The sequence below is a fragment of the Rhodococcus sp. PBTS 1 genome, from assembly GCF_001620025.1.
Taxonomy (GTDB): domain Bacteria; phylum Actinomycetota; class Actinomycetes; order Mycobacteriales; family Mycobacteriaceae; genus Rhodococcoides; species Rhodococcoides kroppenstedtii.
Genome location: NZ_CP015219.1, coordinates 1,074,851 through 1,088,990, shown reverse-complemented (window position 1 = coordinate 1,088,990; position 14,140 = coordinate 1,074,851). Strand labels below are relative to the sequence as shown.

Below are 14,140 nucleotides of genomic sequence, written 5' to 3'. Positions count from 1 at the left end.
ATTCTAGTTCTCGTCCGATGCGCCGGTTCTGCCCGGTCGGACGCCCAGCGCCGCGGGCATGGGCAGCTCACGACCGAGCACGTGCGTCGAGAGGAAGGCCAGCACCGCGCCGTACCAGACGGCGATGTGGGGTGGCTTCAGGATCCAGTGGTTCTCGTCCGGGAAGTACAGGAACCGGTGCACGGTCTCCCCGTTCTCGTCGGCGGGCGAGGCGGACTCGGAGAGCAACTCCCACCACAGCCGGAGCGACTCGCCGATCGGGACGCGGAAGTCCTTGTCGCCGTGTGTAATCAGCATGGGCGTGATGATCTCGGCCACCGACAGATGCGGGGAGTTCTCGAAGGCCATCTCGGGCGTCATCTCGTGCGCCCAGTACGACGCCTCGTCCGTGGTCGGCCCGAATTGATCCAGCGCCCACAGCCCCGCGTGCGAGACGATGGCGCGGAACCGATCCGTGTGGCCCGCCATCCAGTTGGCCATGTACCCGCCGAACGAGCCGCCCATCATGGCCGTGCGCGTGCTGTCGATGTCCGGCCGGTCGATCACGGCGTCGGTGATGGTGGTCAGGTCGGTGTAGACCTCGGCGCCCCAGCGGCCCCACCCGCGCTGGACGAACTGCTGCCCGTACCCGGTGGAGAGTGCCGGGTCGGGCATCAGCACCGCGTAACCGGCGGCGACGAGCATCCACGGGTTCCACCGCCACGACCACGTGTTCCAGCTGCCCAGCGGGCCGCCGTGCACCCAGAGCACCAGAGGCGCCTGCCATTCCGGCGACGTCCCCTCCGGGAGCGCCAGCCACGCCCGCACGCGGGTGCCGTCCGCGACGAGCACGTCGACGTCCTCCAGAAAACCCGGCAGCGTCGGCAGCGGGGCGGGCGCCGGCAGCGCGGTCACCGTGCCGTCGGTCAGCGAGAGGCGCACGGGGTGCGGCGGGGCCAGATACGACGCCCGCAGGGCGAACACGACATCTCCCCCGGGCGCGACCTGCAGGTCCGTGAACGCACCCTCGTCGGTCAGACGCGTCGCCGACGCGCGGTCGACGCGAAAGACCGGGGCGTGACCGTGGTCGTCCGCCGTGGCCAGCAACGCCGACGAGTCGGCGGTCCACGCGAGTGCGGTGGGCCACCGGTCCCAGTCCCCACCCCAGCGATGGCTGCGGCCGGTGGCGAGGTCGAGTACCTGCGCGGTGACCCGGGGAGCCGCATCCGGTTCCGGATGCTCGGTCCGCAGGTAGGCCACCCGCGCGCCGTCCGGGGAGATCCGCGGGGACGACTGGTCGGCGTGCGGTTCGTCGACGAGAGTCTCGGCGCCCCCGGCGCCGTCCCGCAGGCCGATCCGCACCAGGACGTGGCGGGTCACGCCGTCGGCCCCGGAGACGCGTCGCGTCGCGACGACGACGGCGCCGTCCGTCGACACGTCGTACTCGGTGTCGCGGTAGACGCCCCCGCCGGACGGACCGGCGGCGTCGGGCGTCACCGAGGTGAACGCGCCGTCGGGTCCGCCGATCCCGCCGCCGCCCACCACGTCGAACAGGTGGGTGACCGCCGGTCCGAGGTCGGCGTCCCAGTGCCGCATCGGGTACCCCGCGTGGAGAATCGCGGTGACGCCCTTGTCGCGCAGTGCCCGCACCTGCTCGTCCCGGTCGGGGTCGCCGAGGACCGGGCCGGTGACGACGATCCGGTCCGAGCGCGCGGCGCACCGCACGGTGTCCACCCCGCCGGCTCGGTGCGCGATCCGCTGCGGCTCACCGCCGCGGAAGTCCAAGGCCCACAGCACCTTCGGGGAGGAGTCGGCGGTGTCGGCCGCGCGGCGGAACAGAAGCCGGCCGTCGGCCGCGAACACCGGATCGGATGCGGGCGCGCCGTACGTCAACCGTCGCGCGGGTTCCCTTCCCGCCGGGTCGATCGACCACAGCGCCGTCTCGAACCGAGTGCGGTCCTCGGACAGCGTCGACTGCACGGTGACCAGACGCGTCCCGTCCGGCGACAACGCCAGTCCCGCCGTACGCGGGGTGTCGAGGTAGGTGTCGGGATCGGCGAACGGGTGCGCGGCAACCATGCCCGTGAACCTAGACGCTCACCCCGACACCGCTCGAACCGAACGCTGCCCCGGCGGTCAGCGCACCAGCGGCGCGAGGCGACCGGGGATCTGGTCCAGCGCGAACGGGAGGGACAGAACCGTGCTCCAGGCGAGGGCCTCCGCGGCCTCGTCCTCGAGCACGATCACGCGCCCGTCCTGCACGACGGGCAGCTGCTGGTAGACCGGCGTCGCGTCGAGCTCGGCGCGGAGCTTGTCCCCGAATCCGCCGCCCGCGTACCAGACCAGCAGGTCGACGTCGGCGAGGGAGAGCTGCTCGGTGCTGATGGTGGCGAAGTTGGCCTCCCCCACCTGATCGGCGACCGGCGGGTTCACGAAACCGAGGTCGTTGAGGAACCGCACCTTCGGGTCCTGCGCGCCGTAGACGCCGAACTGTCCGGGGCCCTGCAGAGCGCCCACCAGCACCGTCTTGCCGGCGAACGACGGGTTGGCGGCGATCACCGAGGCAAACTTCTCCTCTACGCCGGCGATCTGCGTGTCGGCCTCGGCGGACTTGCCGACGGCGGCGCCGAGCAGGCGCGTCTGGTCGCGCCACGAGATGCCGAAGTCGGCGACTCCGGGCGGCGCGGTGACGGTCGGGGCGAGCGCCGACAGCTGGTCGTACTGGCCCTGCGTGATGCCGGCGTACGTGCCGACGATCAGGTCCGGGCCGACGGCGGCGACCTTCTCCACGTCGATGCCCTCGGCGGCCGTCCCGACGATCTCCGGCGTGGCGCCGCCCAGCAACGACTGCGCCCACGGCCAGGTCGCCCCCGGGTAGTCGCCGTACCAGTCGAAGACGCCGGCCGGGACCACGCCGAGCGCGAGGAGGGTGTCCTGGTCGTTGTAACCGACGCTGACGACGCGCTGCGGGTCGGCCGGCACCGTGATCTCGCCGTACTTCGTGGTGACGGTGGCGCCGGCCTCGTCGGACGACCCGCCGTCGGAACCCGAGCCGCACGCGGCGGCGCCGAGCGCGACGAGGGCGCCGGAGGCACCGAGGAGGAACGACCGACGTGACACGCGGGGCGACGAGGCCATGGTGAAGCAGTCCCTTCGGGAGACGGCCGTGAGCGACACGACCGGGGCAGTAGGCAGGTTAGGCTAACTTGCGTCGCTCGACATCCGCGACGCGAGGTGGCGGACGTGCGTGGCCGTCACGACGGACGCGGGTCCACTATGGAGTCATGCCCAGCGCCACCCCCCGCCCTCACCGATCGTCCGGACGGCTCTGATGGGCCGCGCGTCGGTCCGTCGTCCGGTACTCCGTATCCGGGGTCCGCACCACTCGTCGAGACCGGACACGCTGGTCGTCGAGGAACCGCTCGAGATCCGCGTCGCCGGTCGGGCTCTCGCGGTCACCATGCGCACACCGGGGCACGACGTGGAGCTCGCCCACGGGTTCCTGCTGACGGAAGGCGTCATCGCCGGCCGCGAGGACGTCGCCGTCGCGCGGTACTGCGACGGGGTGGACGACGAGGGTCGCAACACCTACAACGTGCTCGACATCGCTCTCGCGGAGGGCGTCCCGGCGCCGGATCCGGGCGTGGAACGGAACTTCTACACGACGTCGTCGTGCGGCGTGTGCGGGAAGGCGTCGCTCGACGCGGTACGCCTGACGTCCCGTCACGCCCCGGCCGGGGACCCGGTGACGGTGGACACCGAAGTTCTGTCGTCACTGCCGGGCACGCTGCGCGACCACCAGCGTTTGTTCTCCACCACCGGCGGGCTGCATGCCGCCGCACTGTTCGACGCCGACGGCCGACTGCTCGTCGCGCGGGAGGACGTCGGCCGACACAACGCCGTCGACAAGGTCGTGGGGTGGGCGGTGTCCGAGGGTCGGGTCCCCCTGACCGGGACCGTCCTCATGGTGAGCGGCCGCGCGTCGTTCGAGCTGGCGCAGAAGGCCGTGATGGCCGGGATCCCCGTGCTGGCCGCGGTGTCGGCGCCGTCGTCGCTCGCGGTCGATCTGGCCGAGGAGACGGGTCTGACCGTGGTGGGGTTCCTGCGCGGTGACGGGATGAACGTCTACAGCCACCCGCACCGGATCGCGGTCACCGAGCCGGCTGCACCCGCTCGGAGCGCCGCGCGGTGACGGCACCGACCACCGCGAGCCCGGCGACCACGATCGCCATCGCGAGAACCTGCTGCCGGGCGCCGGGGTCGGTCAGCATCAGCACGGTCAGACCGGCCAGCAAAACCAAGGCGAACCAGCTCAGGTAGGGGAAGCCCCACATGCGGACGGGCAGGGGCCCGGCGGCCTCGAGCCGACGCCGGAGCTTCAGCTGGGCCGCCGCGGTCATCGCCCAGATGGCGAGGAGCGACGCGCCCACCGCGTTGAGCAGGAATGTCAGCAGCCCGTCGAGGTCGAGGTAGTTCAGGGCGACCGCGACGAAGCCGAAGAACACCGACACCAGGAGCGCCGCGCGAGGAACCCCCGACGAGGTGACTCGCGCGAGCACACGGGGGCCGTCGCCGCGGTCTGCCAGCGAGAACATCATGCGGCTGGTGGCATAGATCTGCGCGTTGAACGCGCTGAGGAGGGCCAGGACGATCACCGCCTCCATGAACCCGACCACCCCCGGCAGGTTCGCCTGCTCCAGGACCAGAGCGAACGGACTCTGCGCGGCGGATTCGGCCGGCCCCAGGGAGTTCCACGGCAGGAGCAGGGTGATGACGAGGATCGAGCCGAGGTAGAACACGCTGATCCGCCAGACGACGCTGCGCACCGCACGACCCACCGACAGGGCCGGATCGTCCGACTCGGCCGCGGCGATGGTGACGATCTCGATCCCGCCGAACGCGAAGGCCACCACCAGCAAGCCGGCGGCGATGCCCGAGACGCCGTTCGGGGCGAATCCGCCGAGCCCGGTGAAGTTGGTCCAGCCGACCGGGTCCGACGACGGCAGCAGGCCGAAGACGAGCAACCCACCGATGACCAGGAAGCCGACGATCACGGCGATCTTGACCGCGGCGAACCAGAACTCGAACTCGCCGAAGTTGGCGACGCGGGCCAGGTTGACCGCGGCGAAGAACACCATCGCGATCAACGCCGGGATCCAGGGGTCGACGCCGAACCAGCGGCCCATGAACGCGGCGGCGCCGGTCATCTCCGCACCCATCACCATGATGAGGGTGAACCAGTAGAGCCAGCCGATCGCGAAGCCCGCGGTGCGGCCGAACGCCATCTCGGCGTACGTGGAGAACGATCCCGAAGACGGGGACGCCGCCGCCATCTCCCCCAGCATCCGCATGACGAGAACGACCAGCAGGCCGGCCAGCGCGTAGGACAACAGCACCGCCGGACCCGCGGCGACGATGCCCGCGCCGGTACCGAGGAAGAGTCCCGCACCGATGGCGGACCCGAGGCCCATCATCGTCAGATGGCGGACCTTGAGTCCGGTGGAGAGTGAGGTGGGTTCGAGCGCGCTCATGATGGTCCGAACGCTAGCGCCGATCGGGATGTGACCTGCGCCTGGGTCGGGTCGTGCGGCCCGGGGTTCCCGCGCTGCCGATGTACTCGCGCGCTGGCAACGACCAGCGCGCGAACGAACACGCAGCGCGGGAACGGCGGGGCAGGGTCAGCGCACGATCAGGTCGGCCTCGGTGGCGGCGCGGACCTCGTCGACCGTGACGTCGGGCGCGGTCTCGACCAGCACCAGCCCCTCGGGCGTCACGTCGATCACGGCGAGGTCGGTGACGATGCGCTGAACGCAGGCCGCGCCGGTGAGCGGGAGTGTGCATTGCCGCATGATCTTCGGACTGCCGTTCTTGGAGACGTGGTCCATCATGACGATCACCCGCCGGGCGCCGTGGACCAGATCCATCGCGCCGCCCATGCCCTTGACCATCGAGCCGGGAATCATCCAGTTGGCCAGGTTGCCCTGCGCGTCGACCTGCATCGCGCCGAGCACCGCCACGTCCACGGCGCCGCCGCGGATCATGCCGAAGGACTGCGCGGAGTCGAAGAACGACGCGCCGGGCAGCACCGTGATGGTCTCCTTGCCGGCGTTGACCAGCTCCGGGTCGACGTCGTCCTCGAGCGGGTACGGCCCCACTCCCAGCACGCCGTTCTCCGAATGCAGGACCACCGTCACGTCGTCGGGAATGTGACCGGGAACCAGCGTGGGCATGCCGATGCCGAGGTTGACGTACTGGCCGTCCTCGAGTTCGGCGGCGACGCGGGCCGCCATCTCGTCGCGCGTGAGTGTCATGAGCGCACCGTCCGTCGTTCGATTCCTGTGGTGACCGGCCCCACGGGGACCACGCGCTGGACGTGGATGCCGGGGGTGTGGATGTCCTCGGGGCGCAGCTCACCGGGCTCGACGAGGTGTTCGACCTGCGCGATGGTGATGCGGCCCGACTCGGCGGCCGGCGGGTTGAAGTTCCGCGCGCTGGCGCGGTAGACCAGGTTGCCCATCCGGTCGCCCTTCCATGCGTGGACCAGCGCGAAGTCGGCGACGATGCCGCGTTCCATCACGTACGTGACGCCGTCGAACTCGCGGGTCTCCTTCGGCTGCGACGCGAGCGCCACCCCGCCGTCGGCGTCGTAGCGCTGGGGCAGCCCGCCGTCGGCGACCTGCGTGCCGACGCCCGCCGGGGTGAAGAAGGCGGGGATGCCCACGCCGCCGGCGCGCAGACGCTCGGCCAGTGTTCCCTGCGGGGTGAGTTCCACCTCGAGTTCGCCGGCGAGGTACTGGCGCGCGAACTCCTTGTTGGACCCCACGTACGAGCTGATCGTGCGCCGGATCCGCCCGGCCTCGAGCAGGATGCCGAGGCCCGTGCCGTCGGTACCGCAGTTGTTGCTGACCGTCTCGAGGTCGGTCGCGCCCTGCTCGAGCACTGCGGCGATGAGTGCGTTCGGCACACCGACGAGCCCGAAGCCTCCGACCGCGATCGACGCCCCGTTCGGGATGTCCGCGACTGCGTCGGGTGCCGACGCCACCACCTTGTTCATCATGACCGCCACTCTAGCGCGGTGTACGCTTACCGGACAACAGTCCGCGATGCGGACACACCGGAACCGCCGACCCCCAGGAGCGCCCGATGACCGTCCCGCTCGCCCACGACCTCGCCCCGGCCCCGAGGCCCGACGCGCCCACGGTCGTCTTCCTGGGCTCGCTCGGCTCGGACCGCTCCATGTGGAACGCACAGGTCGCCGCGCTCGCCGACGTCGCGTCGGTGCTCACGGTCGACGTCCGCGGTCACGGCGGCAGCCCGATCACCGACACGGTCACCGACACCCGGGGATCCGGCGACGTGACGGTCGCCGATCTCGCCGCGGACGTGACGGCCCTGCTCGACGGCCTCGGACTCGATCGCGTGCACGTGGTCGGGCTGTCCCTCGGCGGCGCCGTCGCGCAGACCCTCGCCGCGCAGTATCCGGAACGGATCGCGTCGCTCGCCGTGATCTGCTCCGCCGCCCGCTTCGGCGAGCCCGACGCGTGGACGACCCGCGCCGACACCGTGCGCCGCGACGGCGTCGCGTCGATCGCCGACTCCATCGTCGAGCGCTGGTTCACCGCCGAGTTCGCCGCCGCGCATCCCGACGTCGTCGACCGGTCCGTCGCCATGGTGTCCGCGGTGCCGGACGAGGGGTACGCCGTGTGCTGCGAAGCCCTGTCGCGCTTCGACTCTCGGACGCTGCTCGGCTCGATCTCCGCTCCCACGGTGGCGATCGCCGGCGACCGCGATCCCGCGACACCACCGTCGTCCCTGTCGGTGATCGCCGACGGCGTTCCGGGGGCGCGTCTCGAGGTCCTCTCCCCCGCAGCGCATCTCGCGGCCGTCGAGCGTGCCCCCGAGGTGTCCGCCCTCGTCCGCGACCACGTTCTCGCGCACTCGTGAGCGACGAGCGCACCACGTCCCCCGATCACGTTCAGTCCCTCGCGCGGGGTCTGGCCGTCGTCCGGTGCTTCGACGCCGCGCATCCGCGCCGCACCCTCGCCGACGTCGCCCGGGCCACCGATCTGAGCCGCCCGACGGCCCGACGGTTCCTGCTCACCCTGGTCGAGCTCGGCTACGTGCGCACCGACGGAACCACGTTCGCCCTGACCCCCGCCGTGCTCGAGCTCGGGTACTCCTACCTCTCGGCCCTCGGCCTCCCCGAGATCGCGCAGCCCCACCTCGAGGCACTCTCGACCGAGGTCGGCGAATCGTCCTCGGTGTCGGTGCTCGACGGCGACGACGTGGTGTACGTCGCGCGAGTTCCGGTGCGGCGCATCATGACCGTCGCGATCACCATCGGAACCCGCTTCCCGGCCTACGCCACGTCGATGGGTCGCGTCCTGCTCGCCGCGCTGCCCGACGACGAACTCGACGCCTACCTCGCGCGGACCGACTTCACCGATCTGACGGGCCGCACCGCGGTCACGCCGGACTCGCTGCGGGACCGCATTCTGGCGGCGCGGTCCGACGGCGTCGTCGTGGTCGATCAGGAACTCGAAGTCGGCCTGCGATCGCTCGCCGCCCCCGTCCACGGGCCCGACGGCGCCGTCGTCGCCGCCCTCAACATCAGCACCCCCGCCGCCCGCTACACCGACGAGGACCTGCACTCCGTGCTCGTCCCGGCCCTGCGCCGCACCGCGGCCGCCATCGACGCCGATCTCACCCGAGTCGGCGTGACCACCCAGCCCTGACCACCCGGAGGACCTCATGCCCGACGCCGTCGTCTGCACCCCGCTGCGCACCCCCGTGGGCCGCTTCGGCGGAACGCTGAAGGACGTCACCGCCCCCACCCTCGCCACCACCGTCGTCGCCGAGATCCTCACCCGCACCGGCCTGTCCGGCACCGACATCGACGACGTCATCCTCGGCCAGGGCTCCCCCAACGGCGAAGCCCCCGCCATCGGCCGCGTCGCGGCCCTCGACGCCGGCCTCGGCATCGGCGTCCCCGGCCGCCAGGTCGACCGCCGCTGCGGCTCCGGCCTGCAGGCGGTGCTCGACGCCGCCATGCAGGTGCAGTCCGGCGCGAGCGAGCTCGTCCTCGCCGGTGGGGTGGAATCGATGTCGCAGACCGAGTTCTACTCCACCGGAATGCGCTTCGGGGTCCGCGGCGACGCGGTCGCCCTCCACGACCGCCTCGCCCGCGCCCGCGTCACCGCCGGCGGCGCCGCATTCCCCGTCCCCGGCGGCATGATCGAAACCGCCGAGAACCTGCGCGCGCAGTACGGCATCACCCGCACCGACCAGGACGCCCTCGCCGTGCAGTCGCACCACCGCGCCGTCGCGGCGCAGGACAGCGGGGTCTTCGCCGAGGAGATCGTGCCCGTCACCGTCCCCGGGCGCCGCGGCGACGACGTCGTCATCGACCGCGACGAGCACCCCCGCGCCGACACCACACCCGAGTCCCTCGCCCGCCTGCGCCCAATCCGCGCCGCGATCGACCCCGACTCGACGGTCACCGCCGGCAACGCCAGCGGCCAGAACGACGGCGCCGCGCTCTGCGTGGTCACCACCCCCGAGAAGGCCGCCGACCTCGGGCTGACCCCGATGGTGCGCCTGGCCGGGTGGGCGGTGACCGGCGTCGCCCCCGCCACCATGGGCATCGGACCGGTCTCGGCCACCGCCGCCGTCCTCGGCCGCCTCGGCTTGACCCTCGCGGAGATGGACGTGATCGAACTCAACGAAGCGTTCGCCGCGCAGGTGCTCGCCGTCCTGCGCGAGTGGGAGATCGCCGCCGACGACCCGCGGCTCAACCGCCACGGGTCCGGCATCTCCCTCGGACACCCCGTCGGCGCCACCGGAGCCCGCATCCTCACCACCCTGGCGCGGGAGATGGTCCGCACCGACGCCCGCTACGGCCTCGAGACCATGTGCATCGGCGGCGGTCAGGGCCTCGCCGCGGTGTTCGAACGAGTCTGACCGGCCGGGGTCGGGGCCACCGGTCCCGTCGTGCGCCGCGGCACCGTCAGGGTGACCGCGGCGCCCACCAGGGCGACACCGGCGAAGAGGTGGAACGCCGTTGCCGACGTCACGCCCGCACCGAGCAGCAGTCCGCCGACGAGCGGACCACCGATACCGCCCAGACGGCCGAATCCGGCGCACCACGCCACTCCGGCGGCCCGGGACGACGTCGGGTAGTAGCCGGAGACGAAGCCGTAGATCAGCACCTGCGTGCCGATGGCACCGATTCCGGCACCCGCCACCGCGACCAACAGAATGCCCAGTGGCGCACCGGACGTCAGCACCACCAGAGCCAGGGCGGCCAGACAGAACGTCGCCGCGACCACGCGCTGCGGGCCGGTGCGGTCGGCCACCCGCGACGCGATCAGACCGCCGACGATGGCGCCGCCGTTGAGGACCAGCAGGAAGGACAGCGAGCCCTTCGCGTCGTAGCCCGCCTCCGACATGATCTGCGGCAGCCAGGTGTTCAGGCCGTAGGTGAGCAGCAGTCCGCAGAAGCTCATCGACCCGAGGAGGAGCGTCGGGCGTCGGAGCGGACGGCGGGCCAGGGCGGCGAAGCCGACCCGATCGCCGGGCGCGGACACCTCGGCCTCGGGCAGGGGGATTCCGGTCGACGCGCAGACGGCGCGCGCCTCGGCAACGCGGCCGCGGGCCAGCAACCACCGGGGTGACTCGGGCATGCGCACGATCGCCAGCGGCAGCAACGTCACCAGCGGTAGAGCACCGAGCCAGAACAGCCCCCGCCACCCGATGGCGTCCTCGGCGACGATCGCCGCGAGGGACGCCAGCACGCCACCGGCCGGGATACCGCTGTAGACGATGGCGTTGAACAGGTTTCGGCGATCGGCCGGCGCGAATTCCGCGATCATGGCGCCCACGGTCGCCACCAGGGCGCCCACGCCGATTCCCGTCAGGAACCGCAGGGCGCCGAACGCCCCGACGGTCGGGGCCAGTGCGGTCGCACCCATCCCCACCGAGAACCACACGATGGCGGTGAGCATGGTGCGGCGACGTCCGATGCGATCGCCGACCGCACCGGCGAGGAGCGCGCCGACCATGACCCCGATCAGGGCGTAGGACCCGAGCGCTCCCGCGGTGGCGGGGTCGATGGATCCGAGCGCCGAGGGATCGGCCAGCAGGGTGGGCAGTACTGCGCCGTAGACCACGAGGTCGTAGCCGTCGAACACGATGGCGGCCGTCGCGAGGGCGACGATCCAGAGAACACTGCGGCGGTGGCGATCGCTCGCCCAGCCGTCCGCGCGAGGCTCGGCGACCGCGATGCGGTCGTCGCCGGCAGAGGTGGTCATGGGGATCCTGACGTCGAAGGGCCGTCCGCCGACCGAACGGCAGGGACGAGGTAGATCACGATCGTCACCCGTCATGATCTGGATCACACCGGACGATCGCCCAGTGCCGACCCGGGCAGCGTTCAATTGTCGGAACCACCCAATCGATGCGACCGGGCCGGTCATTCGCTCCCGGTCGACCGGGCGGCGAGCTCGGCGCGCGAGCGGATCCCCAACTTCGCGTAGACCCGCGTGAGATGGAACTGCACCGTCTTGACCGACAGGAACAGCTCCGCCGCCACCTCACGATTGGTCATGCCCGTCGCCACCAGCGAGGCCACCGCGTCCTCCTGCGGTGTCAGCGCGTCGTGCGGCCGGTCCTTGAGCACGGCCCGCATCCCACCGGCCTTGAGCTCCCGCTCACAGCGAGCCACGTAGGTGTTCGCGCCCAACGCGAGGTAGGCATCGCGGGCCGCGGAGATGACCACGTCGGCTTCGCGCCGCTTGCCCGCCCGCCGCAGCGTCTGGCCGTACGCGAACTGCACTCGCGCGCGGTCGTACACCAGCGGCAGATCCGCGAGAGCCGCGACGGCGGAGTCGAACGACGCCCGCGCGGCATCGAGATCGCCACGCGCGCCGAGCAATCGGCCCCGTGCGTAGGCCAGACGAGCGCCGGCCGACCGGTGCCCGCGCAGGCGCACGCGTTCCTCGTGGGCGCGGAGGAAGGCGTCGGCCTCGTCCAGTCGGCCTTCGACGACCAGGGCGTTCGCGAACACGTCCGGCCACGGCCAGAAGCCCGGCTCCGAGACGTCGCCGCGCGCCCACTCCTCCGTCAACGGCATCAGGATGCGCAGCACCGCCGCGTAGTCCGCCCGCGCCTCGGCCACCGCCGCGCGGGCGAGAAGTGCCGGCACCCGCATGATCTCGTAGTCGCGCACCCCGGCGTCACCCGCCCGTGCGCTCTCGTCCGCCGCGTCCCAGTCCCCGCGCAACGCGTGGATCTGGGTGACGGTCCACCGCAGCAGGGGGACGACGAGATCGGAGCCGGACCGCTCGGCGAGGTCGAGTCCCGCCCCGGCGATCCGCAGCGCAGCGTCCCAGTCTCCGGTGGCGAGGTGGCACCGAGCGAGCCACCCGTGGGCCCACAGCGAGATGCGGGTGGATCCACCGAGAAAGTCCGTCGGCAAGGCGGATTCGAGTTCCGCGCGCGCGGTGTCCGGGCGATCGGTGGCCAGATGCAGCCACCCGGCACCCATCTGCACTCGCTGCCCCATGGCGCCCGAGTCGACGTGCGTGAGCAGCTCCGCGTAGCTGGCGAGCGCCTCGGTGGTGCGGCCCGTCGCCCCCAGGCCGAGACCGCGAATGGTGCGGGCCTCCACCGCCGTCGCATCGTGCTCCCCCACCAACTCGACGGCACGGTCGGCCCACGTCACCAGATCCGCCCCGCGACAGCGAGCCAGGTTGTGCAGCACCTCGCGGTGGCAGATCGTCGCGGCCGTGCGCGGATCGTGCTTCTGCCGCACCGACGTCCACGCCCGGTGCAGCCGCGCCTCGGCGTCCTGCGGACGGCCTCGCAGAATGGCGAGGTACCCCAGCACCGCGTTCTTCGCCGGGGTGTCCCGGAAACTCTCGATCTGCGCACTCCAGCCCGCCGCGGTGGGAACGTCACCCGCGCCGATCGCGGCGTCCACCGCGCGCACCAGTCGCGCATCGCGTTCGGCGGGATCGACGCTCGACCTCGACGACAACGCGTACAGCCGTGCGGCCGTGAACCATTCGCCGCGCTGGGCACGTTCAGCCGCGACCGCGTCGAGCCGATCGCACACGGCCGGATCCGGCACCGCGTGCGCGTCGACCAGATGCGCCAGCGCGTCGGCCGGGTCCTCCACGGCCTCCGCGGCGACCCGGTGCAGACGCGCCCGCTCGGTCTCGCCGACGGTCGCCAGGATCGCCGCCCGCACGACCGGATCGCCGATCTCCACGGTGACCGCGGTGACCGCGCGCACCACCGAGAGCAGATCCGCGCGTCGGGCCTCCTCCAGCGCCGGCCACGGATCGTCCACCGCCGCCACGGCACACACCGTCGGAAGCGCCGCGCGGTCGCCGAGGATCGCGGCCGCAGTGACCACGGCGCGCAGCGACTCCCCGCCCGCAGCGAGGACGTCCCGGACACGGCGACGGTCCGCGGCGGGGGCCGGCAGCGCGGGACGAGGGGTCCGCCACGTATCGGTCGGCAGTTCCCCCAGCAGCGCGGCGACGATCCCCGGTCGGCCGGCCGCGTGCCGAGTGAGGTGTTGAGCCGCCGTGTGCGACAGCGTGATACCGCGGGCGGCCGCCATGTCGGCGACGTCCTGCACGGACAGGCGCGACAGCGCCACCTCGACGTCCGCGGCGCGCGTGAGCACGTCGTGCGACGCCGACGATCCATCATCGCCTCGATGCACGCCGCAGAGGAGCGACATCCCGCCGTCGCGGTGACGGCGCACCCTCGTCGCCAGGTCGCGCAGCGACTCGGGGTCGGCATGGTGCGCGTCGTCGAGGACGATCACCGTGGCGACGTACCCCGGCGCGCGGGCGTCGGTCGGGCCCACCTGAGCCGACACTCCGCCCGGCGACGTCGTCTCCCACGGAACGGCGCGCACACTCCGAATCTCGATGTGCCCGTCCCGGTTCAGGTCCGTGGCCATCCGGGCGAGCGCCGAGGACAGGCCGGCACCGCGCGGGCCCCGGACCACCACGATCGACGCGCGCTCGCCGGTGTCGGCGAGCAGCGCGGTCGCGGCGGCCGGCGCAAGCGACGGGCCGCCCGTCGGTCGGGTCTGGCTCACGCGGTCACCGTAACCGGGACCCGCCTCCCACCGCGGCGATCCGGG

Annotated in this window: 11 protein-coding genes; 4 read left to right on the top strand and 7 right to left on the bottom strand. The window is 72.4% G+C overall.

Annotated elements, in window-relative coordinates; all coding sequences use genetic code 11:
* Positions 1-3 precede the first annotated feature (3 nt).
* Together A3Q40_RS04920 and A3Q40_RS04915 are read right to left on the bottom strand one after the other, a co-directional pair.
* The gene (locus A3Q40_RS04920) at positions 4-2,058 is read right to left on the bottom strand and encodes a S9 family peptidase (RefSeq protein ID WP_068100120.1); all 2,055 of its coding nucleotides are present in this window, start codon (positions 2,056-2,058) and stop codon (positions 4-6) included.
* A 57-nt stretch (positions 2,059-2,115) separates the two neighbouring features.
* Positions 2,116-3,117, bottom strand: coding sequence for an iron-siderophore ABC transporter substrate-binding protein (locus A3Q40_RS04915; protein ID WP_068100118.1), 1,002 nt, complete (start codon positions 3,115-3,117; stop codon positions 2,116-2,118).
* Positions 3,118-3,310: 193 nt separating this feature from the next.
* Here A3Q40_RS04915 and fdhD point away from each other — a divergent pair, with 193 nt between their 5' ends.
* Complete coding sequence (gene fdhD / locus A3Q40_RS04910; protein ID WP_068100117.1) at positions 3,311-4,171, top strand: formate dehydrogenase accessory sulfurtransferase FdhD; 861 nt, start codon at positions 3,311-3,313, stop codon at positions 4,169-4,171.
* On the opposite strand, the gene A3Q40_RS04905 is transcribed toward fdhD, so the two are convergent.
* The 3 genes from A3Q40_RS04905 to A3Q40_RS04895 all read right to left on the bottom strand — a co-directional run bounded on the left by A3Q40_RS04905 (position 4,131) and on the right by A3Q40_RS04895 (position 7,033).
* A complete protein-coding gene (locus A3Q40_RS04905) occupies positions 4,131-5,513 on the bottom strand; it encodes an amino acid permease (protein WP_371831462.1) in 1,383 nt (460 codons plus the stop codon). The genes fdhD and A3Q40_RS04905 overlap by 41 nt on opposite strands.
* A 144-nt stretch (positions 5,514-5,657) precedes the next feature.
* Positions 5,658-6,290, bottom strand: a complete 633-nt coding sequence (locus tag A3Q40_RS04900; protein ID WP_068100113.1) for a CoA transferase subunit B — start codon at positions 6,288-6,290, stop codon at positions 5,658-5,660.
* Positions 6,287-7,033, bottom strand: a complete 747-nt coding sequence (locus A3Q40_RS04895) for a CoA transferase subunit A (RefSeq protein WP_068105301.1) — start codon at positions 7,031-7,033, stop codon at positions 6,287-6,289. Before A3Q40_RS04895 ends, A3Q40_RS04900 begins: the two co-directional genes overlap by 4 nt.
* 89 nt (positions 7,034-7,122) lie before the next feature.
* Between A3Q40_RS04895 and pcaD the strand changes: the two genes are divergently transcribed.
* From pcaD to A3Q40_RS04880, 3 genes are read left to right on the top strand one after another with little or no spacing between them, the layout of a single operon-like run.
* On the top strand, positions 7,123-7,923 hold the full coding sequence (gene pcaD, locus A3Q40_RS04890) for a 3-oxoadipate enol-lactonase (RefSeq protein ID WP_068100111.1): 801 nt from the start codon (positions 7,123-7,125) through the stop codon (positions 7,921-7,923).
* Positions 7,920-8,714, top strand: coding sequence for an IclR family transcriptional regulator domain-containing protein (locus A3Q40_RS04885; protein WP_068100109.1), 795 nt, complete (start codon positions 7,920-7,922; stop codon positions 8,712-8,714). The genes pcaD and A3Q40_RS04885 overlap by 4 nt, the downstream gene beginning before the upstream one ends.
* 16 nt (positions 8,715-8,730) lie before the next feature.
* A complete protein-coding gene (locus tag A3Q40_RS04880; RefSeq protein ID WP_068100107.1) occupies positions 8,731-9,939 on the top strand; it encodes an acetyl-CoA C-acetyltransferase in 1,209 nt (402 codons plus the stop codon).
* Here the strand turns inward: A3Q40_RS04880 and A3Q40_RS04875 are convergent.
* Both A3Q40_RS04875 and A3Q40_RS04870 read right to left on the bottom strand, forming a co-directional pair.
* On the bottom strand, positions 9,906-11,288 hold the full coding sequence (locus A3Q40_RS04875) for an MFS transporter (RefSeq protein WP_068100105.1): 1,383 nt from the start codon (positions 11,286-11,288) through the stop codon (positions 9,906-9,908). The genes A3Q40_RS04880 and A3Q40_RS04875 overlap by 34 nt on opposite strands.
* A gap of 161 nt (positions 11,289-11,449) precedes the next feature.
* Positions 11,450-14,095, bottom strand: coding sequence for a helix-turn-helix transcriptional regulator (locus A3Q40_RS04870; RefSeq protein WP_068105299.1), 2,646 nt, complete (start codon positions 14,093-14,095; stop codon positions 11,450-11,452).
* Positions 14,096-14,140 lie beyond the last annotated feature (45 nt).